The sequence below is a fragment of the Opitutaceae bacterium genome (assembly GCA_041395105.1).
Lineage (GTDB): Bacteria > Verrucomicrobiota > Verrucomicrobiia > Opitutales > Opitutaceae > B12-G4.
Window position 1 is genome coordinate 99255 of sequence record JAWLBB010000002.1, and the last position, 22054, is coordinate 121308.

At 60.3% G+C, this 22054-nt stretch carries 16 protein-coding genes and 1 tRNA gene; 4 read left to right on the plus strand and 13 right to left on the minus strand.

The window, feature by feature from the left end; all coding sequences use genetic code 11:
* Nucleotides 1-3: 3 nt before the first annotated feature.
* The 3 genes from R3F07_07225 to R3F07_07235 form a co-directional block, all read right to left on the minus strand.
* The gene (locus tag R3F07_07225) at nt 4-1557 is read right to left on the minus strand and encodes a GGDEF domain-containing protein (GenBank protein MEZ5276152.1); all 1554 of its coding nucleotides are present in this window, start codon (nt 1555-1557) and stop codon (nt 4-6) included.
* 312 nt (nt 1558-1869) lie between these two features.
* Nucleotides 1870-2799, minus strand: coding sequence for a tetratricopeptide repeat protein (locus R3F07_07230; protein ID MEZ5276153.1), 930 nt, complete (start codon nt 2797-2799; stop codon nt 1870-1872).
* Entirely contained in the window at nt 2796-3581 is a 786-nt protein-coding gene (locus R3F07_07235) for a hypothetical protein (protein MEZ5276154.1), read from the minus strand. Before R3F07_07235 ends, R3F07_07230 begins: the two co-directional genes overlap by 4 nt.
* A 171-nt stretch (nt 3582-3752) precedes the next feature.
* Between R3F07_07235 and R3F07_07240 the strand changes: the two genes are divergently transcribed.
* Nucleotides 3753-4403, plus strand: a complete 651-nt coding sequence (locus R3F07_07240) for a DsbA family protein (GenBank protein ID MEZ5276155.1) — start codon at nt 3753-3755, stop codon at nt 4401-4403.
* Between the two features lie 17 nt (nt 4404-4420).
* Here the strand turns inward: R3F07_07240 and R3F07_07245 are convergent, their stop codons facing one another.
* The 8 genes from R3F07_07245 to R3F07_07280 all read right to left on the minus strand — a co-directional run bounded on the left by R3F07_07245 (nt 4421) and on the right by R3F07_07280 (nt 16417).
* Nucleotides 4421-8095: a PQQ-binding-like beta-propeller repeat protein gene (locus tag R3F07_07245; GenBank protein MEZ5276156.1), complete on the minus strand. Its 3675-nt coding sequence runs from the start codon at nt 8093-8095 to the stop codon at nt 4421-4423.
* Nucleotides 8096-8205: 110 nt separating this feature from the next.
* Nucleotides 8206-9420, minus strand: a complete 1215-nt coding sequence (locus R3F07_07250; GenBank protein ID MEZ5276157.1) for an MFS transporter — start codon at nt 9418-9420, stop codon at nt 8206-8208.
* 122 nt (nt 9421-9542) lie between these two features.
* Complete coding sequence (locus R3F07_07255) at nt 9543-11036, minus strand: porin (protein ID MEZ5276158.1); 1494 nt, start codon at nt 11034-11036, stop codon at nt 9543-9545.
* Between the two features lie 13 nt (nt 11037-11049).
* Entirely contained in the window at nt 11050-11934 is an 885-nt protein-coding gene (locus R3F07_07260; GenBank protein MEZ5276159.1) for a hypothetical protein, read from the minus strand.
* An 18-nt stretch (nt 11935-11952) separates the two neighbouring features.
* The gene (locus R3F07_07265; GenBank protein ID MEZ5276160.1) at nt 11953-13329 is read right to left on the minus strand and encodes a 3-deoxy-D-manno-octulosonic acid transferase; all 1377 of its coding nucleotides are present in this window, start codon (nt 13327-13329) and stop codon (nt 11953-11955) included.
* Between the two features lie 11 nt (nt 13330-13340).
* The gene (locus R3F07_07270; protein MEZ5276161.1) at nt 13341-14423 is read right to left on the minus strand and encodes an iron-containing alcohol dehydrogenase family protein; all 1083 of its coding nucleotides are present in this window, start codon (nt 14421-14423) and stop codon (nt 13341-13343) included.
* 23 nt (nt 14424-14446) lie between these two features.
* Nucleotides 14447-15205 carry a 3-deoxy-manno-octulosonate cytidylyltransferase gene (kdsB, locus tag R3F07_07275; protein ID MEZ5276162.1) on the minus strand — a complete coding sequence of 253 codons (759 nt, stop codon included), beginning with the start codon at nt 15203-15205 and terminating at the stop codon, nt 14447-14449.
* Nucleotides 15206-15232: 27 nt separating this feature from the next.
* Nucleotides 15233-16417: a DegT/DnrJ/EryC1/StrS family aminotransferase gene (locus tag R3F07_07280; GenBank protein ID MEZ5276163.1), complete on the minus strand. Its 1185-nt coding sequence runs from the start codon at nt 16415-16417 to the stop codon at nt 15233-15235.
* 194 nt (nt 16418-16611) lie between these two features.
* Between R3F07_07280 and R3F07_07285 the strand changes: the two genes are divergently transcribed.
* Nucleotides 16612-18003: a 3-deoxy-D-manno-octulosonic acid transferase gene (locus R3F07_07285; protein MEZ5276164.1), complete on the plus strand. Its 1392-nt coding sequence runs from the start codon at nt 16612-16614 to the stop codon at nt 18001-18003.
* Nucleotides 18004-18667: 664 nt separating this feature from the next.
* Here R3F07_07285 and R3F07_07290 read toward each other — a convergent pair.
* Nucleotides 18668-18946: a hypothetical protein gene (locus tag R3F07_07290; GenBank protein ID MEZ5276165.1), complete on the minus strand. Its 279-nt coding sequence runs from the start codon at nt 18944-18946 to the stop codon at nt 18668-18670.
* A gap of 110 nt (nt 18947-19056) precedes the next feature.
* On the opposite strand from R3F07_07290, the gene R3F07_07295 reads away from it, so the two are divergent.
* Complete coding sequence (locus R3F07_07295) at nt 19057-19329, plus strand: hypothetical protein (GenBank protein MEZ5276166.1); 273 nt, start codon at nt 19057-19059, stop codon at nt 19327-19329.
* Between the two features lie 914 nt (nt 19330-20243).
* Complete coding sequence (locus tag R3F07_07300) at nt 20244-21602, plus strand: sulfatase (protein MEZ5276167.1); 1359 nt, start codon at nt 20244-20246, stop codon at nt 21600-21602.
* Nucleotides 21603-21859: 257 nt separating this feature from the next.
* Here the strand turns inward: R3F07_07300 and R3F07_07305 are convergent.
* A tRNA-His gene (locus tag R3F07_07305) sits at nt 21860-21936 on the minus strand.
* Nucleotides 21937-22054 lie beyond the last annotated feature (118 nt).

Consider the following 22054-nt stretch of genomic DNA (forward strand, 5'->3'; position numbering starts at 1 on the left):
GCCCTAGCCTTTCCGCCCCAGAAGGCGGGAAAAGAGCCCCCCACCCGAGGAGACTGCCGGTTCGGACATGGTTGCCGCAGTCTCCTGCGGGTCGATCCGCCACTGATTGCGACCGCCATGCTTGGCCTCATAGAGACGTTGATCTGCGAACTCCACCAGTTCCGTGGGATTCTCCGGCAGATGCGCCGAATCGACCCAGGCGACCCCCACGCTGATGGTCAGGGGAATCGTTCGCTTGAGTTCGACGTGCGGCGTCGCTTCGACCGCAGCGCGGAAGCCCTCGGCAATGGAACCGGCGCCCTCCTTCGAGCAGTCCGGGGCGATGACCACGAATTCCTCTCCGCCATAACGAAAGACTTCGTCCCGTCGACGAGCGTTGTCGTCAAGGATTCGCGCAAGATGCTTGAGCACGGAGTCACCCGCTGGATGGCCATGAGTGTCATTGATGCTCTTGAAGCGATCGACATCGATCATAAGCACCGCAAGGGAACGCTCCTGATCGCGTGCACCCGCCACCGCGGCCGGAAGCGATTCATCAAAGGCCGCCCGGTTGAGCATTCCGGTCATCCGATCCCGGCGGGCCAGTTCGCTCAACTCCTTGTTCTCGGACTTCAGACTGACCACTTCCATCTCGGACGCGAGGCGAAGGAGGTTGCGATGCTCTTCCGCTTCGCGCTCGATCGCGTCGAAATCCGGGGCCTTCTGCGTGTCGACAGAAAAGAGCTTTCCATAAACGCTCCAGTCTTCAGAGACGGCTTCCATCAGCGCGCGGAGAGCAGGAGGCTCGAGGCCGGTTTCGGTCAGAGCCAATCCACTCAGGCGCTGCATGGCCGCCGCGTTGTGCCCCCCTTCGATCATGAGAAAGGCCGCGATGGCATCGGCGACCCGGAGAATCCCGCCGCAACGGCTGGCCGCCGCCTGATCGTCGATCCGAACCAGTCCCTCGGCCGCCTTCCAGACTTTCTCCGGCAGCTGCCAGTCACGGAGCAATTCGATTCCGATTTCCACGTGACTGCCCTCGAGGGCAAGACGTTCCCGTCGCTCCAGCGGAATCTCCGGATGAACGGCTCCACTGAGAATGGGCTCATAGGCTTCCGGCATGCCGATTGAGAGGGCCAGTTTGCCAATCCGGCAGACGAGGCCCGAAATGAAGGCTTCCTCCGAATCCCATCCACCCAAGTCCCGGGCCAATCGCCGGGCAGCCACTCCACGAGCGAGCGACTCCGACCAGAAGGCCTCGAATTGAAAACTCGGACAGCTCTCGGCATGCGTCTGGGTGATGAGCGAGAAGGACAACGCCATCATCTGGGTGCCCCGGATTCCGATCCGCGCAACGGCTTCCTGAAGACTGGATCCGTGGAAACCCAGACCCATGATCGGAGAGTTGATGTACTTGAGGATCTTGGCCGTCAGCGCGGGGTCGCTGCTGATCACCTGGGTCAATTCATCGAGGGTGGTGTCCTCGTTCTCGACCAGTTGAAGTATCCGGATGGCCACGCCCGGCGGAGTCGGCAGGCGGTTGGCGGCTTTCAGGGCTTCGTAGGTATTTGCGGGCATGTCGATGGGGGAGGTTGCGGGGAAACTCGAGACAGCGTGTGTCCGGCCGCCCAATTCGACCATCTCACTTGTGGGATGCTCCCACCACCCTCTCGATTTCTCTCAGACTGCTGATGTTCTCTGGACTGACTTTGTCCTTATTTCATCGGCCCGAAGCAGCCCGGCCTTAGGGACAGTTGAGAGCATTTTTCACCAAGGGTGCGGCCCGAAACGCAATGCCCTTTTGCGTCAACAAGTCATCGAAACCCGCTGGCGCACAGGCACAACGGCGATGCGCCACCCGACACAGCTCTCCGATCTTCGGCAGGCGCCTTATCCCTGCAACTGGCGCCACTGATCAAGATCGGCCCGAGCTTCCCCGGCTTCGGGAGACCCGATCGAATCAAGAATCGCGACCGCGGCACTGACCCGGGTGATGGCGTCCGGCAGACGGCCGAGAGACTTGACAGCCCGCGCGGCGCTTCTCAGGGCCTGCGCCTCGGCCAGCTGGTCGCCGATCTGTCGGGCCAGTTTCAGCTGATCGTCAAAGCATTCCACCGCTTTCCACGTCCGGTTTGCGTCCTGGTGACACTGCCCCAGTTGCCCCATGGCGAAGAGCCCGGACTGGGCATCCTTGAGCAGATGGGCGGCTTCAATCTGGCGGGCGAAATACTCCGCCGCCTTGTCGGGATTGCCGAGGGCCCGATAAGACCGGCCCAGATTGCCCAGGGCGTGGGTCTCCGAGGGCATATTCCCGGATGAACCTGAAAGCTTCAGTTGGCGTTCGAATCTCGGTACCGCCTCGGCCGGTTGACCGGAAGCGAGGTGCGCTTCACCAAGGTGGGCAAGCGCCAGCAATTCGCCGGCCTCGTTACCGTGCTCGAGGTTCAGCTTGAGGTGTTCTTCGTGCAATTCGATGGCCCGGGTATAATCTCCCCGCTTCTCCGCGATATGCCCCAGACTGGCCAGGGCAAATCCCTCGCGCGCGGTATCCCCCTCGTCCCGCATGACGACGAGGACCTTTTCAAAACACGCCTCCGCCTCATCCAGCTGTCCGAGGTTCTGGTAGGCGAGCCCCATATTTCCAATGCAGCTGCCTTCCTGATGGACGTCTCCGAGTTCCCGACAGAGCTCGGCGCCGCGGGAGTAGCAATCCAGGGCATCTTGCGGCCGACCGAGTTGGGCGTAGATCGAACCCAGACTCGTGACCGCGTCCAATTCCTTTTCGCGGTCACCCACCGCCCGGGCCTTTTCCGTCGTCATCCGGTGCACCATCGAATCCCATCATCGGTCCGGGTCTGAAAGATCCCGGTCGCATTGACCGCTTCAGAGAACTTGAGGAACTCCCGCTCCCTGCCCTCCTGCTGCGAAAGACGCTCCAGAACCGAGAGCAGGTGCGGCCATTCTTCCTGGACCAGCTCAAAACCCTCAACGGCCGCTTCGCGATCTTCAAGGTCGGTCGCGTGAACCTTTTCGACCAATCGGGAAAAGTGTTCGGTATGGAATTGCCGCACAAGCTCTCCATCCTCCGGTGTCAGGTGTTCCGCACCGAGCGTCCGGCCCTGTTCCGTGAGGGTGAAACGTTCACCCTCGGGATCTGTCTGGATCAACCCGGAGGCGAGAATCGCGTCGAAATCCGCTTCCTTGCATGCCGCCACCGCCAGGCCGGCCACCCGGTCAAAGGAGGCCGGCATCGTGGTCAGGCGGGCCAGGCCCAATCGCTGGGAGCGGCTCAGCCGTTTGAACTGCTCGGCAGGAACCACCGCAGGCGCCGGCGCATGTTCGTCCCCCTCGATCACGGCTGCTTCAGCGATCGGAACACGATCCGCAACCATCGACCCCGTTCCCCCTCCGTCTTCTGCCGGTTGTTCCGGTTGGGGAGCGGCTGCAACGGCCGGCGAAGCACTCGGGGCCGGGGATCGCGCCGTTTCTCCATCCAAGCCCTGCTGGCGGGGCTTCCAGATGAATTCATGGACGGCGAGTGCGACCACGACGACGGCAATCAGGATACCGGCCCAGATCAGTATATTGGTAAGCAGGTCCATGGGATCGAATTGTTGATAAAGCCCCTAGGGGTTGTCTCTTAAACGTATGCAGAGAAGAATGGTCAAGACGAGTTCATCCCGTCATCCGGGCCGTTCCACGAAAATCAAGGCGAAGGAGACCAGCGACGACACATGTTGACCGGCGGACGGATGGTCGGATAGAGAGTCGGCATGGTCAACATCACCTATTACCTCGATGTCGTATCCTCATGGTGTTTTTACAGTGAATCCACCTGGGCCCTTCTCAAGTCCCGATATGGCGATGTGGCCAGGTTCGACTGGAGGATCGCCACCATCCCGGAATCCGGCCTTCCACGCACGAGGGAAGAAGAAGAGTGGTATTACAGACGTAGCGGCACGATGGTTGGCCGTGTCCCGATGCTTCACAGTGGTTGGTGGGAACCCGGGATCAGCGAATACCTGGCGCCCAACGCGGTGGCCGAAGCCGCACGCGACCATGGGTGCCACGACGATTCCGTCCGACTCGCACTCGCTGCTGCGGCCATGGAGGAAGGTCTCCAGGTCGGACGATGGGAGGTCGCGGCCTCAGTGGCGGCCCCGCTTCTCGGAATGAGCGCAGAGGAGTTGGAAGCGACGGCCCGGTCCGATGCCGTCGTGGACCGGGTCAGGAGATCCACCCGGGACTTCTTCGACTTGCAGGTGACCCAGCGCCCCGCTTTCGTCATTCGGGACGAAATCGACGACCGCGCGGTTTTTTCCGGGCTGATCCAGCCGCAGCCCCTCATTGCCGCCATCGATCAGATGATCGCCGACTGCCGGGCCTACCGATCCTGGACGGCGCACTTCGGCCAGCCGGGATGAGCGACTTTCGACCGGGTTCACTGGATCCACATTCTCAGGATTCTCCGGTCTGCGGTGGCGAGGAAGAAGGTGAAACCGGTCTGCGGATTCCGTTCCGGCTCAACCTGCACAAGGGTTGAACCAAGGTCCCACCGCTTGATCAGCCGACCGGACCCATCCAGCCAGGCAACCCTCCCGTCGCGGAGGAAAGCGACCAAGCCGTCAGATGGCCGCAGATCCGCCAGCTTGAAAACCTCGCCTCCCAGATTCCTTCTCCAGACCTTGCGACCGGTCGCGTCGAAACGGACCACCTCGCCACAGAGGCTCCCCACGATCAGGCCTTCCTCGTTGGCAGGTCCCGTGATGACCGCCGCCTGAGACCGGTCGCCCACATTGCTTTCCCAGATGATCTTGCCCGATTTGGAGTGGACGGCGTAGACCGCCCCGCTTTCCGCGCCATAGATCGACTCCCGAATGCCGTCGCGATCGAGATCACAGAAACCCAAAGCAATGAACTCGGGCCCGCCGTTGATCGTCCAACGGATCGCACCGTCTGCCTCAAGCAGGTCGGAGGTGTGGTATTCCGTCCCCACCAGAATCTCCGCCCGGCCATCCCCATCGGCATCGCCGACGACCATGCTTCGCGCAGCGTGGTGATGAATCTGCGTCACCCAGCGTCTCCGACCCGAAAGGGTGATACAGTGAACCAGCCAACCATCGGTGCAGGCCAGGATGGAAGGCTCCTCACCCTCTTCCAGCACCGCAATCGAGAGATCGTTCACATTCTGGATGCGGTAATGCGACCGGAGCAAAGCCACCAGCCAGCGGCCAAGACCGGAAGCGTCGACCATTTCAAGGTAACCGGCGCCCCCGACCACCACGCAGGCGGCCCCACCCATACGGAGCGGACGGATGACCGAAGCCGGTCGCTTCAATCTCGCGAGTCCGGTCTGCCGGCCGGAAAGATCCATGGTGGTCAGGCGGCGATTGCCCTCCAGAACGAAGAGACGCTCCAGCGAAGCCGACCAGGCGACCGCCGACGCCGCCTGCTCCAGTTCCGCCAATAGAGCGATCCCAGCCCCCCCTGCCACCGCCTCAGGAACCAACGTTTCCGCCGAAGCACCGCATGGATCCGGTCTGACCGACCCGGCGGAATACTCTGGATCGACGTCGGGCGACAGGACCTCGAAATGGCTTTCCGCCTGCGCAAGCAGGCCCACGGGCTTGAGCAGGTCGCCGGACACCCGGGATCCGGGAAGTCCCAGCACCACCGCCCGGCCGCGCGCCCGGTCGATCTCCAGAAAGACCGGTTCGGAGAAGGTCGCCGAGCGTCCACCGATCCGCACAGACCGGCAATGAACATATCGTAAGTGGGCTTCAGATACGACTATCAGGTCCGTCTGTCCGTCGTCACCGGCGCGGATGCCGGCACGGCCGTCGATTGTCCAGGTCTCGTCGTCGGGGCCCGGAATGAAGCGGGCAACACCGTCGGCCAGACCCTGCAGCCGGCAGGCGCCGACCTGACCGGCATCACCGCAGGTCATCAGATTGAAAAAGACCAGCCCTGAACCGGGACCACCGCCTCGAGCCCGGCGCTCCTGGCGCAGGACCCGCGTCGGATCAGTCGCATGGGGATAGTCTCGGTGGAAGGATCCGTCCTGGGTCCGGATCACCCTTGAATGTTCGTCCGACAAGGACTTGAGGCTCGAGTCGCCATGGGTCATCCGGAAAAGGACTCCGTCCTGCCGGACAGTCGTGGACCGGGCCGAAGAACGGATCTTTCCGAGCAGACGCCAGAACAGCGTGATCACGTAATCGGCCTCCTGTCGGAAATCGACCGTATCCACAAAGAGGAACCATGCGTTTCTTTTCCAGACGATGTTCCTCCTCCAGTCCACCCCGTTGTAGTCGGCCACCCGGATCTGCAAAAAGAGCACCTCCCCGCGTTCGTGGACAAACTCAAGTGAAGCCAGCTTCGGGAGCGGCCCCGCCTGGCCGTCGCAGATCGACACAAGTGAATTGTGAAATTTGGGCAGCGACCGGATATAGTCGCCCTCGGTCAGCCACATGCGGTTCTTCCAGGTCAGGCGCAGGACCGAGCCGGCATCTTCGTGGTCGTGCACGAACCCCGATACCCCGTCCAGGATCAGGTAGGCATCGTCCGGATCGTAGCCGGCCCGCAGGACACATTTGTCAAATGCCTTGCCCGGGGGCACCTGGTCGGACCGCACGCCCTCCGGGCGGTATGGCTGGAACTCGGACTCGCCGGTCCGATCCAGATGACGGTAGGCATCCGTGGTCAAGCGCGCCAGCTGCAGGCCCGGTGACAGAACGGGCCCCTCCTCCTTGAGATCACGCGCATAGTGCCCGACAGAATCCACCAGGTAATTGCCCATCTCCGCATGTCGTGGCGTCAGATCAAAGGCACTGGGCGGGATCTCCGGGAGCAGGCGGCGCCAGGCCCCTGACTGATAAAAGGCTGCGGCCGCGGTCAGGACAAAACGCAACGAGCCGTAGCACCATCCGGCGGGGTAGTAGCGGATGACATCGCCGAAACCGACCGGCGCCATCAAATTGTCGGTGGTCAGCTCCGCATACTCGCAGACCTCGCGCAGGTGACCGTCCTCAATCCACCTGAGGTCATCATGGGCCAGATCGTAGTGAAGGAGATGTGACGGCACCAACCAGCAGTAGCCGTTGGCATCATCATCGGGCTTGAAGCTGTTGCGTTGTCCCTCGAATATGAGGCGTGCCGCCTCCATTTCCTGCCCGTAGGCATCACTCTCATAGTGGGCTCGGACATACCGGGCGGCAAAGAAAAGACTGAGGGCGGCAAAAGTCGGATGGTTCTGCCGGATGGCGGGGGTCCTCAAGGAGGGGTCACGGAAGTAGACCAACCGCGAGCAGTAGTCGGCCAGACCGCACAGCACGGTGACTCCCTCGAAGCGGTCTTCGTCGGTAAGCAGGGAACTCTCCTCCACCATGTCCCAAAGCCAGGCCAGGCGCCAGATCCAGGAATAGGGAAAGAGCATGTGCTCGAATTCCCATTCTCCTCCCGCCCGCTTGACGAGCTCATGATAGTGGCGGAGGGCGAACATGAAGAGCTCGAGGTATTCCGGATGGCCGGTCAAGGCATAGACCAGGCCCGACTCAATCCCCCGATCCAGGGCATCACGCCCGGTATTTGCCCTGAAGGTCGCCCGCACTTTGCGCTTCCAGCGCCGCTTCTCGAGGGGTGATAGCCTTGGCACTTCCAAGCGGGTCTGAACCCGGTTGACATACCCGAGAACTCCGCCGTCAACTGCCGCCACCTCGGAAAACGCCCGCAACGCCTCGTCGATCATCGCCGGGTCGGAGAGCCCGATAACAATGACATTGAGTCGAAGATTCGACGGATTGTGAACCGTCTGGATCACCCAGCCGCCCGGTCCCGGATAGAAATCGTCCACCAGGGTGTGCTTGCGGCGATAAAGCCAGGCGATGAGGGGGTTGGTATGCACGGTCCCCACCAGGATCCGGTGACTGCGAAAAGGCTGCGGCTGATCGAAATCATCCTCCGCAGGGCTGACCGGAGGCGCCCGGCCCACCCTCTTTCCGATTTCAATCGCGAGCGCCTGGCCAAACCGAGCCCAGGACGCACCAACCGGAACCACGATGCCCGCGATCGACGCGAGGGGCGTCTCAAGGAGAAAATCGCGGTTCAAAGGGTTCATCGAGTGCGGCCTGCGGCCACCGACTTACCTTGACGGCGATCCCGACCAAGTCGACACACGAGATTGCCTGAACCGGCAGGCAGGAAACCATCGGAGGACCGATCGAATCATCAACGAACCGACTCCGGTTCAACCGCTCGATCACGAAAGGCTACGACGAAAACCACGAGGATGACTGCCCCAAGGACAGCCGGTATGGTCCAGAACTGTGTCCATTGCTCACGCGTCAACCGGACCGCGTCTCCGAGAAAGGAGTTGAAGATCAGTCCCGAGGCCTGGGCGCCGATCAGCATGCCCAGGCCATAAGTCACCAGCACGAGAAAGCCCTGGGCCTGGGCCCGGATGGCCGGATTGGCCTTCCGATCAACATAGATCTGGCCGGTCACGAAAAAGAAATCGTAACAGATCCCGTGCAGGACGATGCCTCCGAGGATAAAGGCCGCCGTGCCATCGGGCGCCCCAAGGGCGAAGAGGCCATAGCGCAGGGCCCAGGCTCCGGCCCCGACCGCGAGCATCCACTTCACGCCAAGGCGCCGGAAAAACCACGGCATGGAAAGCATGAAGAGCACCTCGGACATCTGTCCGAAGGACATCTTGAAGGCCGGCGCAGGCAGTCCGAGGTCATGCACGAAGATCGGGGCGAAATTGTAGTAGACCGCCAGGGGAATGCAGAGCAGGAACGAGCAGACGATGAAGATCCAGAACGAGCTTCCGCGAAGCTGGGCCAGGGCATCGAGTCCGACGATCTGACGAATGCGGATCACCGTCCCGGCAGCGGGAGGCGGGGTATGCGGCAGAAAGAAGGCAAACAATCCAAGTAGGATGCCCGCCCCACCTGCCACGCGCAGTGGCAAAGCGGTCGCATCCGCCTTGAGGACGGCACTGACCAGGATGCCGGCCACGATCCAGCCGATCGTGCCGAAGACCCGAATGAGCGGAAACTGCTTTTCCTGATTCTCTATATGATGAAAGGCGAGGGAATTGGTCAGCCCGAGGGTCGGCATATAGCAGAGCATATGAATCCCCAGACCAAGAATGAAAAGGGCCGGTTGCTTCTCAAAAGACGGAGTCGCTATCAGTGCGGCCCCCCCGATCAAGTGCATGATCCCGAGAACCTTTTCCACGGGAAAAAAGCGGTCCGCCACCAGACCAAGAAAGAAGGGCGAGAGGATGGCCGCGATCGGGCCCACCGTATAGGCCCAATGGGTAACCGAGGTCATCCCGGCAGCGGTCATATAGTTGCCGATCGTCACATACCACCCTCCCCAGACAAAGAACTGGAGGAACATCATCAGTGAAAGCCGGGAAGTGATTCCTTTGGTCATGGCAATCGGAGCGAGGCGTTGAGGCGAAAGGCGGGGCAGAACCATCCTGACCATGCCCAATCGCGACCCGGCTGCAAAGCGAAAATCAGATGGGGCGAACCAACGTCAGGACAGGACAAGGTCTAGGGTCCGAGGTCGATGGAGAGCCGGGTTTCGATCGCGAGATGCCTGGCTGTGGTCGTCTCGGTCCAGGAGTTCCCAGCCACCACGTTCAGCTTCACCCGGATTCTGTCCTGGAGATAAGCGGTCAGACCAACCGTGCCGAGAAGCATTCGACCGCCGTCGATCGAATGATCCGAGAGATCCGTGTAGGAACCACGTATGGAGAACGCCCAAGAGGTATCCTTCCAATCGTTCCAGGAGAATTCCCTCGATGGCGCCACGGATGAAAAGACGCCACGTTTCCGGTCATAGGTCCGGCGCTCGCCGGAAATGATCCATGAGCCCGATACATACCCGCCGAAAAAACCGAGGGAGGGAGCATCGTCGAGATCGACCTTGGAATGGAAGACCTCCGTCTGGAGCAGAAGACCATTCTGCAGATGGACAAATTCCAGGCCGACGGTCGCAGCGGAGTCACTCGGAATGTCACCGGTATCGATGGCGTAGGGGGCGGCGTGAGCCTCCGGACGCGCCCGATAGCGGATCTGGCTGCTTCCGGATTTGATCCAGTTCACGCTTGCTCCGAAATGGGTGAGACCGGCAGATCGGTCCGGGTCATCACCCTCGTCGACCCGGGCCAACCAGGTCACCCGGCCGATCAGCCGTCCATAATCGCTGGATGCGCTGCTGGCATCATTTGTGAGGCCGTCGGCGAAGAGTCCCCCGGTCAAGGTCATCCGATTGTTGCTGAAAGTTCGATTGAATTGGACGCCGGGCTCGATTCCGGGGGTGAGGGCCGCACTGGCCGAGTCCAACTCCATGAAGGTCTGCCACTGACTGCTGACCATGTTTTCAAAACCCATGGGTGCACTGAATCCACCCGTCTTGACCTGGCCAAGAATGGGAATCTGGTCCATAGCCAGATACATGTTTTCGACATAGAACGCATGTGGGACGTAACCCAATTCCAACTGATAAAGAAAAGGGAAGAGAAGAAGAAAGTCGCCTTTGGTCAAAATCCGGAAACGCCGCAATTCCATCCGGGTTCCGAGGTCCGCGGCATCTCCGCCGTTCAGGAAAGTGGCGAGATCCAGATCAATCCGCATCCCGATCTTCGCGGTGAATTTCACGCGATCGACCGAGAATCGTGAGAATTTGGAAAGGATTTCCTTCTCCTCCATTGCGGGGGGATTCGGGATGGAGGTGTTTTCCTGAATCTCGAAGGCAATCCCGTCCCAACCCATCCAGCGGAAACGCCAATAGGAACTGATCTCCGGTACCGGGGGCGGGGCAGGCGAAGTCGGCAATTCGGGAGTCACGGTCGACTTGATGACGACCGGACCAGCCGCGTGTGGGTCGGCCGGTTCCGCCACCGGAGCAACGTCCTCCAATTGCCGGTCAAACTTCAGCTCCGAACTCCCACCCTCCTCCGACCAGCCCACCGGAATCAAACCGGACCCGAATGCCACCAAGGTGGGTCGAAGACACAATTGAATCCAAACCCGAGGTGCCATGGGAATACCTCGATCAGGCCACAAGCCGCCAGCGGTTGTGCACCCAGAACCAATTGGCCGGATCGCGTCTCACGGCCTCTTCGAAGATCCGGTTCATGTCGGCAGTGATGGCCTCCGCCGTCCGGATCCCGCCATTTTCCAGCAGGGGGATGGCATCACTGATCTCGATCCGCCAACGGGCCAGTGAGGTCCTGTAACAGACCGCGACATGAAACGGATAGTGAAAACGACGGGCAAATACCGCCGGGGCGGCGGAAGTTGAACATTCGACCCCCAGAAAAGGGCCCTTGATGCCGCGCGGCCCCCCGTTCTGATCGCTGAGCAGTCCGATGACCACCCCACCCGCCTTGAGCATGGACTTCAGTTTGGCCGCATCCCGGGTTCTCTCGAGGAAAACGCAGTTCAGACTCTGACGATAAGAGAGCAGGAGATCGTTGAGCGCAGCGGGTTTGACCGCCCGGTAGGTGGTGACCAGTTGCATGCCGGGCAGACGATGCGCCGCCGTGGCGAAAATCTCGAAATTGCCAAAATGGCCGAGGGCAAGAATCCGGCTGGGGGACCGCCCATCTTCACCGACCTCCAGCAGTTTCTCCCCTCCATCCACCTCAAGAATCTTGTCCAGGTCGAGCGGACTGATTCCGGCAGTGCAGACTCCGCAGACAAAGCTCTCACCGATCCTCTTGAAGTTCTCCCTGGCGAGTGCCGCGATCTGGTTCCGGGTTTTCTCGTTTCCGAAGACCGCGGTGAGATTGGTCACGGCCACCTTTCGGTGCCGGCGGTCGACCAGATGGGCCATCCCGCCGAAGAATCGGCCGAGACGCGCTGCACCGCGGAGCGGCAGGGCGCGCAGGCTCTCGAAGAGGAAACGGGCAAGAATGACAACGAGGCGATCCAACATGCTTCGCATTCGTCACCTTCAGTCCGGACTCTTCCCGGGGCCAGAATAAACCGTACGACCTGAAGCCGAAGAGGTCGCGGCAAGAAGCTCGACGAGCTCCTCCACCAGATGATCGGTGATGCCGCGATGGGCCTCAACCGCTTCCAGCGCCTTCGCGCCGGCTTCAGCCGCTTCGTCCCGGTGCATCAGCCAGTCCAGCATCACCTTGTGGAGGGCGTCACCATCGGTGATCACCCGCGCCCCGCCCCGTTCAACCAATTCCGGAGCAATATCTGGAAAGTCGCTCATGTCCGGCCCGAATACGATCGGTTTGCCGGCCAGAGCCGGCTCAATCGGATTCTGCCCCCCCTTGGGCACAATGCTCCCTCCGACAAAAGCCATCTCGGCCAACGGATAGAAACGACCGAGAAATCCAAGCCGGTCCACCACCACGACATCCGGTCGCTCGATCCGGCGATCGGTCAACAGGGCGACCTCAAACCCACTGGCCCGGCAGATATCCCTGACCTCCAGCCCCCGCTCCGGATGCCGCGGCACCAGGATCAGTTTCAACCCATCAACCTCCCCTCGCAGCCGTGCAAAGACCTCAAGAAGTGTGCGTTCCTCCCCTGCATGGGTGCTGCCGGCGATGAGAATCCGATCATTGGGCTCAAACCCGAGGATTTTGCGCAGAGACCGGCCGCCATCCTCGCTGACCGAACCACCATTGGCATCAAACTTGAGATTGCCCGGCCGGCCCAACCGGTCGGGCCCGACTCCCAGGTCGCGGAACCTCGAAGCCTCCCGGACGGATTGCGGGTAAATCATCCGAAAGACTGCAAAGGCCGGACCAAACAGACTCCACCAACGCGCAAAGGAACAAAAAGACCTCTCGGTCAGGCGCCCATTGACCAGCACGCAGGGGATACCGCGGGACCTGAAGAAACTGAGGTATCCGGGCCAGACGTCCGTTTCGACAAGGACGAAGAGGTCGGGCCGGATGCGCGAAAAGCAACGCCGGTAGGCCAACGGGGTGTCGTAGGGAAAGTAAAAGAGACCGTCGATCTTTCCTTCCAGCCTCTTCCCGGCGATCAACCGACCGCTCAAGGTCGACACCGAGACCACGATCGGACGCGCGTCTCCAAGCCGGGCGCGCAGTCCTTCGATCAGGGGCACGGCCGAGAGCAATTCGCCCACGGAAAGCGCATGGATCCAGACCGGACCGGGCCCATCGACATCAGTTTTCGGATACGGCTGAAATCCCAGGCGCGGCAGCAATGTCTTCCGCCGCTTTTCCTTCAGCAGAAGGAACGGCCAACCCAAAGCCAGCACCAATGGAAAGACAATCGCGCTGAAGAGGAAGTAGGCCGGTCTGGCCAGCCAGGAGGGGCAGACAAAGCCTCGTCTCTTCTCCATCAGCAGATCGGTCACATCCGCTCGAAGAGAGCTCGCGCGCGCTCCGGCGTCATATGGTCCTTCCAGTTCGGCCCCAGGGCGTTCTGCCAGAGCGGATCAAGACTCAGGGCGACCCGGATCATCTCACTCATCTGGTGTTCGGTGGCGTCCTTCGTCACCCCGCGAGGAAGCGTGATGTGGTGACGCTCGATCATCCGGCGAAACTCCCGCACGTTTTCCGGGTAGTATTCCTCCAACTGATCGAAGACGATGCAATTGCCCACCCCGTGGCGGGTTCCGAAGACAAAGGAGAGCCCGTAGCTGAGCGCGTGGCAGACTCCCACCTGGGAATAGGCGATGCTCAATCCCCCGAAATAGCTGGCGACCATCAGTTTCTCATCGGCCACCGCGTCGCTGAGATCACCCAGAAAGGCTTCCCGGCACATTTCCTGGGACTTCTCGGCAAAGGCCCGGGCAAACTCGTTGATGAAGGTGCCGTTCAACGACTCCGCCGAATGGATATAGCAGTCCATCGCGGTGTAGAATCGCTGATCCCTCGGGGCGTCGGCAATAAGGTCGGCATCGAGGATGATCTGATCAAATGGAGTGAAATCGGAATTGATGCCCAATTTCCGAACCGGTCCGGTCAGCACAGTCGTCCGGGAGACCTCGGCACCGGTTCCGGCCAGGGTTGGTATCCCGACATTGTAGATACCGGGGTTCTTCACCAGATCCCACCCCTGATAGTCCGCGGCCGAGCCCGGATTGGTCAGCATGAGGGCAACCGCCTTGGCCAGGTCCATCGTACTGCCACCGCCGATCCCGACGAGCGCATCCGGCATGCGGGAGGAGAAATCCTTCACCCGCAGGGTCAGTTCATCGACATACTTCGTCTTCGGCTCCACATCGCAGTTGACGAAGATGACCTGGTCCCGGGTCAGGAACGGCAGGGCCTTGACCCAGTCCCTGTCCTCAAGCACATCGTCGATCAGGAAGACAGTCGGCGTGGCCGCGTCCGTTCGCCTGGTCGAGAGGACATCTCCGAGTTGCCGGACGCTGCCGCGGCCGAAAATCAATTGCGGGACGACCCGCAGGTTCTTGTAGTTTGGATTCATCAGGTGGGTGGGAAAGGGGGCCTTCAGGAAAACTGCTGTTTGACGACCGATTCGAAGGCGGCGGCCTGTTCGGCGGTGTCGATCTCGATCAGGGCATCGTGGGTCACCCCCATCCGGATACGATAACCCGCCTCAAGCACGCGAAGCATTTCAAGTTTCTCGACCTGCTCAAGGCGACCCGGCGGCATCGTGGCAAATCGCTGAAGAAAAGCGCCATCATAGGCATAAAGCCCGAGATGGATGAGCAGGGGAATGGCGGCGGCGGCCTCGCGGTCAAACCCTCCGTTGCGGTCGCGGAAGTGCGGAACGGGAGCTCTCGAGAAAATCAAGGCCCGTCCATCGCGATCGGAAAAACACTTCACGTGATTCGGGTTGAAGTAATCCGCCTCCTCCAGCAACGGTGTTCCGAGGGTGGCCATCTCGACGTCCTCCTGGATGAGTGCCGCCAGCTGGCGGATCTGTCCGCCCGTCACCAGGGGTTCGTCGGCCTGGACATTGATGACCTGGTCCGCACCGATCTCCCGGTTGGCCTCTGCGATCCGGTCCGTTCCGCAGGTGTGGTCGACATCGGTCATGACGGCATCGAAACCGGCGCGCTCGAGCAGTTTCAGGAGTTCCTCGCTGTCGACGGCGAAATGAAGCGGATACTCCGGCGCTTCGCGGCGGATCCGTTCGGCCGTCCAGAGGATGACCGGTTTGCCCGCGACTTCATGAAGCAGCTTCTTGGGGAACCGGGTCGAGGCGACCCGGGCGGGCACGATGATGGCAACGGATTTTCCCATGACGGCTCGGTGAGCGGGGCGCTCCAATCAGGCCAGAATCGCCCGCATTTTCGCCAATCGGTCCGCCAGTTGCTCCTCGGTCCAGGAGAGTTTGATTAACATCGAGATGTTGCGCGAAATGATGGCATCCGACTTCGGGAGGTGAAGTGATTTCCATTCCCGCTCGGGCTCCCACCGGGCCACCGGCAGCAAGGCGGGACTGGTCAGATTCTTGAAGTGATCCCACTTGGTGTGGTAGTGCCAATTGTTCACGTAGTAGTAGAAACAACCGTCAACTCCGGCCGCCCCCAATCGGGCCGAAGCTTCGCGGGTCTCGGCCTCGGTCGGAAGCATGAACGAGAGGAAGGTGGCGGAATCGCCATCGGGATCGGGGATCTCGCGAAAACGGACCCGGGGAAGATCGGAAAGACCGTCCTTGAGGTATTGCTTGTTGCGGCGCTGGGTTTCGATCATCCGGTCGACCTTGCGCAGCTGGGCCAGACCCACCGCGGCGTGCAGCTCACTGATCCGGTAATTGGTTCCAATATGCGGATGAAGGTCGGCGCCACGATCAACGCCCTTGTGGTCGTGTCCGTGGTCCGCATAGGCCTGGATCACATCGTAAAGGGCGGGATCGTCGGTCACGATGGCCCCACCCTCCGCACAGGTCATGGTCTTGACGTAGTCAAAGGAATAGCAGCCCACCCGACCGATCGTTCCGAGTGCCCGCCCCTTCCAGGATCCGCCAAAGGCCTGGGCGGCATCCTCGATCAGGGTGACACCATGGCGATCGCAAACCGCCTTGATTCGGTCAAGATGGGGCATGGACCCGCACATATGAACACAAAGGACCGCCTTCGTCTTTTCCGTGATTGCCGCTTCGACCGCCTCGGGATCGAGGCAGAGGGTTTCATCGATATCCACGAATACCGGTGCTGCACCAGCCAGGAGCACGGCCTCCGGATCGGCTACGAAGGTGAATGGTGGGAGGATGACCTCGTCTCCCGCCCCCACCCCGCAGACCGCCAATGCGGTGGACACGGCGGAAGTGCCGCTCGCGACCAGATGGACATGGTTGCTTCCCAGCTTCTCGGAAAGCGCCGCCTCCAGCTCCCGAGCCGGCCAGCGACCACCGCGGACTCCGTCGAATCCGTAACGCATGAGCACACCGGACTCGAGGACCGCATTGACCTCGGCCCGTTCTTCATCTCCAAACCACTCGAATCCTGGCATTTTGTCTTTCCTTGATCTGTCTGGGTTTCAACCGGGCAACACCGGTCACAACGACTGTCTAGAAGCCCGGGAGTAAAGGGTTCTCGTCGCTGCTTTGCCAGCAGGAAGTTGCCCCGGGATCTCCACGAACGAAGCGACCCGGCTCGAACAGTTAAGCCTCGCGGGGCGGGCAGGGATCGCTTTCATCTCTGCTCATGGCCAAACCGGAGAGGAAAGCAGAATCCGCCGCATCGCCGGCCCGCAACGACGTTGTCCGCGTCGTCTATCAGCTGCTCTTCGCTGTCCTCCTGCTGATCGCTTCTCCTTTCCTCATTCTCAAGATGCTCAAACGGGGCCAGTGGAGGAAAGGCTTCGGGCAACGCCTTGGATTCCACGACAGGGAGCTGAAAGGCCAATGGGCCGACCGGGAGGTGATCTGGATCAATGCTGTCAGCATGGGCGAGGTCAACCTGGCCATTCAGATCATCGCCCGCCTGCGCACCCGTCTGCCCGGGCTCAAAATCGTGATTTCCACGACCACGACGACCGGAATGGCCGAGCTGCGAAAAAAGCTGCCCCAAGATGTCATTCCCATCTACTACCCGATCGATCTGCGGTCGGCCGTTCGACGGACGATGGCCGATCTTCGACCCAGGGCCATCATCCTGATTGAAGCCGATTTCTGGCCCAACCTCCTCTGGGAGGCCCGGGAGGCCAATATCCCCGTCCTGCTGGTCAATGCCCTCATCCTTGAACGGGCAGCACGCAGATACCGGCGGGTGGAGTTCCTCTTCCGCCCCCTCTTCGCCTCGTTTGACCGTATCTTCTGTGCGGATGTGTCCGATTCACAGCGCCTGAGCAGCCTCGGATTCCGGTCCGAGGCGATCCACGTTGTCGGGCACCCCAAATTCGACACGGCCGCCGAACCGGACCATTGCGAACTGGATGTGCGGGCCCTGCTCGACGGAATCGGTCTTTCGCGTAATGCAGCGGTTATTCTCGGGGGAAGCACCCACGCCGGCGAGGAACGCCTGCTCGCCCAGACCTTTCTCTCCCTCAGGCAGAGGCACCCGGATCTTTTCCTGATTCTCGTTCCCCGACACATTGAACGGGTCAACGAAGTGGCCCGTGAGCTCAAACCCATGGGCCTCAGGATTCTCAAGCGAACAGAACTCCCCGAGACACCGCCCGACATCTCCGGTTCACCCCATTGCCTGATCGTCAACACCATCGGTGAACTGCGCCGTTTTTACGGCGAAGCCGACATCGTTTTTGTCGGGGAAAGCTTCATCGAAGGGGGCGGACAGAATCCCATCGAGCCCGCCGTTCTCGGGAAGGCGATCCTGACCGGACCCAGGATGGAGACGTTCAAGTCCATTCTTCCCCACTTTCTGAAAGAGGATGCGCTCATTCAGGTTTCCACCATGGACGAACTCGAACCCGCCATCTCAAGCCTGCTCGATTTTCCGGGAGAACGCCTTGCCATGGGTCAAAGGGCCCGGGAAGTGGCGAATGCCGGACGCGGGGCACTCGACCGGACGGTTGACGGGATCATCGAACGCCTCGGCGAGATCCAGAGCCGCCCACCGCGGGACAGGGTTATCTAGGGCCAAACCGTTTCCGGTTGTCCGATCCCCACCATTTTTCTTCTCACGCCTCCAAACAAACCTCATGAAGTGGGATCCCCGAGGGGACGAAAACAAACCTGTCTCCGCATAAGAAACAGGTTCATAAACTATTGAAAATCGGTATATTGATCCCAGGACGGGACACAACCCTGCCCGAAAGGAATGCATCCCCGATGGATTCATTGCATCCTGAATGACGATTCCTGAGATCCTGCCTTTCAACAGGCTGACCGAAGGATGAAATACCACCGGATTTTTCGATACGAGCCGTATTCCGGCTCTCGGCATTCTGAGAAAGCGAAACCTTAGCCGGTCTCAAATCCGCCATCGGCTTCCTGCAGCAACTGCCAGCAGTACCATTGCATCCGGGGCAGATGACACGGGCCTTTGAATTGATTTCCCTTCATCGCGGTGGAGACCCGCCCATCCCGAAAATGGGTACAGGATCCGAAGGAATTTGGAATTCTGGGTGAATCTCAGGCTGCCTTCCTTCAAGAGAACTTCAGCAACCCTCCCAGGTGTTCCACACAGTGGACAGCGCCCTGCCCCTCAAACACTTGTGGATCTGGCTGAATGATCCGATTTTCGAGTGCCTGATGGTTACGCTCACTGTTGTAATGCTTCTCGAATTCTCTGAGCGCTTTCACCAGTGATCGCTCACCAAATAACACCAGATGATCCAGACATCCACTTCGGAGTGTTTGCCGGCAACCGAAGCGACGTCACCACCGTCGAGTAGATTGTCGAGTTGATGGAGCACAAATACGGCATTGCCGATCGTATCTGGGTCATGGACCGGGGAATGGTCAGCGCGGACAATCTCGATTACCTGCGAGAGAAGAACGCCGTCTGCATAGTGGGCACGCCCAAGAGCAAGCTCAAGGCGGTTGAGCAACACCTGCTTGAAAGCAACGACTGGCACCAGGTCGAACCCGGAGTGTCGAAGTCAGACTCATCGCCCATCCCGACTCCCGGGGCAACGAACGCCACGTGCTTGGCCGCAGCCAGAGCCGTCATCACAAAGAGGCCGCCATGTTGCACGCACAGCTGCATCGCCTGGAGGACAAGCTGCTCCAAATCGATGCTTCCTTGCGAAAGAAGCCCTCGACGCGACCTGACCTGACCGAGCGGCGAATCGGCAAATGGCTGGGGCGAAGCACCGCCGCCGAGAAAATCTTCGAGGTCAAAGTCATCCTCGAAAAGGGCCAGGCCGCCGGCCTGGAGATCAAGAAGGACCCAAGCAAACTCGACTGGGCCGGGACGGCCCAGGGAGCCTATCTGCTGCGAACCAACTGCACCGAATAAGATCCAGGCAAACTCTGGCATTGGTATATCCACAACACCGAGGTTGAGGACGCCTTCCGAACCAGAAAAAGCGACTTGGGCCTGCGCCCTGTCTTTCACCAGATACAGACGCGCGTGCAGGCGCATGTCTTCGTCTGCTTCATCGCTCTGGCCATGTGGAGGGCCCTGCAGATGTGGCTGAGGGCAAAGGGGCTGGGCGATTGCTCCGACAGGTCATCAAGGAGATCGCCAACATCCGTTCAATGGACGTTATCCTACCGATCAAAGACGGCACTCAAACCCGGTTGCGAATCGTAGCCAGACTCTAGCCCTCGCAGCTGAAATCTTGGTTCGTCTCGGACTCAAAATCCCCAGAAAGGCCAAAAATGTAGTGGAGAAAATCGACCTATCGAAAACGTAAACCTTTGCAAATCCACAAAGCTACTCCCGTAGCTGTCGAACGTGGGCTAGTGCAATCAACGCAGGAAATCGGGTAGAGCGATCGGCGCTTCTGCCTTCCTATTTCTGACTCCATCCTTCTTTGGTGGGGTGGTTGACGCGAATTGGCTCACCTTCCTTACGGCGCTTCGCCCTGAAGCTGACGATTCCCCATCTGCGCGCTTGTGCCTTCCAAAAACCGCGTCCCGGTCGAAGGAATCGAACATGCATCCGTATTGGACCACCACAACTCGCATGATTGCAACGCTGTTCGGGACCCTGATCTCCGCCGTGCTGAGTCGTCGAAAACTGGCCTTCGAGAGTTTTGCGCTACGGCATCAGATCGGCATACTGCAACGCAGTGCCAAACCTCCCCTTCTCCCAGCACCGGACGTAATTGGTGGGAGGGACAGGCTGATGCCGAAACCCTTGCCTTTCGCCCCGCCTAGGGCATCCTCCAGAAAGGGGATGCCTGTCTCTTTGCCCCATTGACTTCCATGAAACGTCGCAATTTCCTGCACAGACTCGGAGTCTCCGCCACGGCCTTGTCCGCGGGTCTGGTTCCGTCAGTCCAAGCCGCCTCCGCCTCCACGCCGAGTCGGCGGCCGAATGTGCTCATCCTGCAGCCCGACCAACACAGCGCATTCATCCTCGGTTGCGCGGGCCATGGGCAGGTGCAAACCCCTCATCTCAATCAGCTCGCCACCGAGTCCACCTACTTTACCCGTGCGGTGGCAAACAGTCCCGTGTGCAGTCCTTGTCGCGCCTCGATCCAGTCTGGACTCTACTGGCATACCCACGGTGTTGATGCCAACGGCGTCCGCCTGTGGACCGGCTTCCCTTGCCTGGCCGAAGTTTTCCAGGCAGGTGGCTATCATACCGGTTACATCGGCAAATGGCACCTCGATGGCGGTGATCCGTCCGACAACCCCGGTGGCTATATTCCGACGGGCCCCCGCCGCCAGGGGTGGCGCGAATGGTGGGGCTATGAGCGCAATCACGAATATTTCGATGTCTTCCGCTACAACACAGCCGGGGAAAAGGTCCGCGTACCTGGTTACGACTGGGAACCGGCGTGGCACACCGACATGACGCTCGACTTCATCCAGCGTCATCGCGAGGAGGCACAGCCGTGGTGTTTCTACGCGAGCTACGGCCCACCTCACAAACCGAACCAATGCCCACGGGAGTTTCTCGATCGCTATGATCCAGAAAGTTTCACGCTCTCCCCTGCACAAAAGCGGAATTTCCCGGACGAAGCCCGCCTTCGCCAGGAACTGCGGGTGTATTACGCCCAAGTCACTGCCATCGACCATGAGATCGGCCGCATTCTGCGCGGAATCGAAGAGATGAGGGTCGCTGACAACACCATTGTTCTTTACTGTTCGGATCACGGCGATGTCCTCGGCAGCCACGGAAAACTACGAGGAAAGTGGAAGCCTTATGCCACCGCTTTCCGCGTGCCGACGATGATTCGGTGGCCCGGCCGAGTAAGGGCCCAGCGCACAGAAGCCTTGATCGGCTCCCCCGACCTCCCGGCAACCATCGTCGACCTGGCCGGCCTGTCCGCACCGATTTCGTGGCAGGGTCGCAGCATGGCCCCACACTGCCGGGGCGAATCCCAAGAACTTCACGATGCCTTGCCCATGGGCATGCGAGGGTGGGACGGCGTCTATGATGGCCGCTATATCTACAGCGAAGGCGGAGAGCACGTTCTCTACGATCACCACACCGATCCCCACGAACTGCACAACCTCATTCAGGATTCACCGACCCTCGCCGCGAAGATGAAACGCCGGCTTGGCGAGGTCATGATGCAAACCGGTCATCCCGACGGGTCGCGGTTTTCCGGCTAGCCCGGCTGCATAACAGAGCAGACAAGACTGTGGTTCTCCGATCGCGTGGAGTCAGAACGGTTGAGATTTCATCGGAGAATCAGGCTATTTTGACCTCCGCACAGCATCTTTTTGCCGGATTGGACGAAACTGGAGATGTAAGGTCAAGAAGCGGACGAAGACGAAATTACGACAGTAGAATGGCTTTGGACCGTTGTGTGTGGACCCGAAAACTCTGTGGTTTTCGGGGTCGACAGTTCCGATTTCTCTTCCAAAAGTGGGGTGGCTGACGGGACTTGAACCCGCGACCCCTGGAATCACAATCCAGTGCTCTAACCAACTGAGCTACAGCCACCACTTTCAGGCAAGGGACCGAGGTTTCACACCGCGTTTTCTGTGTCAATCCTGTTGTGCCGCCTGAATCGCCGGAACCCGCGGAGTTGCCTCGCCTGGGATTGGTTGTCGGACGTTGC

What these genes read in the sequence shown, in the direction of transcription:
- R3F07_07225 (MEZ5276152.1), bottom strand. Translation starts at nt 1,557, where the DNA reads ATGCCCGCAAATACCTACGAAGCCCTGAAAGCCGCCAACCGCCTGCCG.
- R3F07_07230 (MEZ5276153.1), bottom strand. Translation starts at nt 2,799, where the DNA reads ATGACGACGGAAAAGGCCCGGGCGGTGGGTGACCGCGAAAAGGAATTG.
- R3F07_07235 (MEZ5276154.1), bottom strand. Translation starts at nt 3,581, where the DNA reads ATGGACCTGCTTACCAATATACTGATCTGGGCCGGTATCCTGATTGCC.
- R3F07_07240 (MEZ5276155.1), top strand. Translation starts at nt 3,753, where the DNA reads ATGGTCAACATCACCTATTACCTCGATGTCGTATCCTCATGGTGTTTT.
- R3F07_07245 (MEZ5276156.1), bottom strand. Translation starts at nt 8,095, where the DNA reads ATGAACCCTTTGAACCGCGATTTTCTCCTTGAGACGCCCCTCGCGTCG.
- R3F07_07250 (MEZ5276157.1), bottom strand. Translation starts at nt 9,420, where the DNA reads ATGACCAAAGGAATCACTTCCCGGCTTTCACTGATGATGTTCCTCCAG.
- R3F07_07255 (MEZ5276158.1), bottom strand. Translation starts at nt 11,036, where the DNA reads ATGGCACCTCGGGTTTGGATTCAATTGTGTCTTCGACCCACCTTGGTG.
- R3F07_07260 (MEZ5276159.1), bottom strand. Translation starts at nt 11,934, where the DNA reads ATGTTGGATCGCCTCGTTGTCATTCTTGCCCGTTTCCTCTTCGAGAGC.
- R3F07_07265 (MEZ5276160.1), bottom strand. Translation starts at nt 13,329, where the DNA reads ATGGAGAAGAGACGAGGCTTTGTCTGCCCCTCCTGGCTGGCCAGACCG.
- R3F07_07270 (MEZ5276161.1), bottom strand. Translation starts at nt 14,423, where the DNA reads ATGAATCCAAACTACAAGAACCTGCGGGTCGTCCCGCAATTGATTTTC.
- kdsB (MEZ5276162.1), bottom strand. Translation starts at nt 15,205, where the DNA reads ATGGGAAAATCCGTTGCCATCATCGTGCCCGCCCGGGTCGCCTCGACC.
- R3F07_07280 (MEZ5276163.1), bottom strand. Translation starts at nt 16,417, where the DNA reads ATGCCAGGATTCGAGTGGTTTGGAGATGAAGAACGGGCCGAGGTCAAT.
- R3F07_07285 (MEZ5276164.1), top strand. Translation starts at nt 16,612, where the DNA reads ATGGCCAAACCGGAGAGGAAAGCAGAATCCGCCGCATCGCCGGCCCGC.
- R3F07_07295 (MEZ5276166.1), top strand. Translation starts at nt 19,057, where the DNA reads ATGTTGCACGCACAGCTGCATCGCCTGGAGGACAAGCTGCTCCAAATC.
- R3F07_07300 (MEZ5276167.1), top strand. Translation starts at nt 20,244, where the DNA reads ATGAAACGTCGCAATTTCCTGCACAGACTCGGAGTCTCCGCCACGGCC.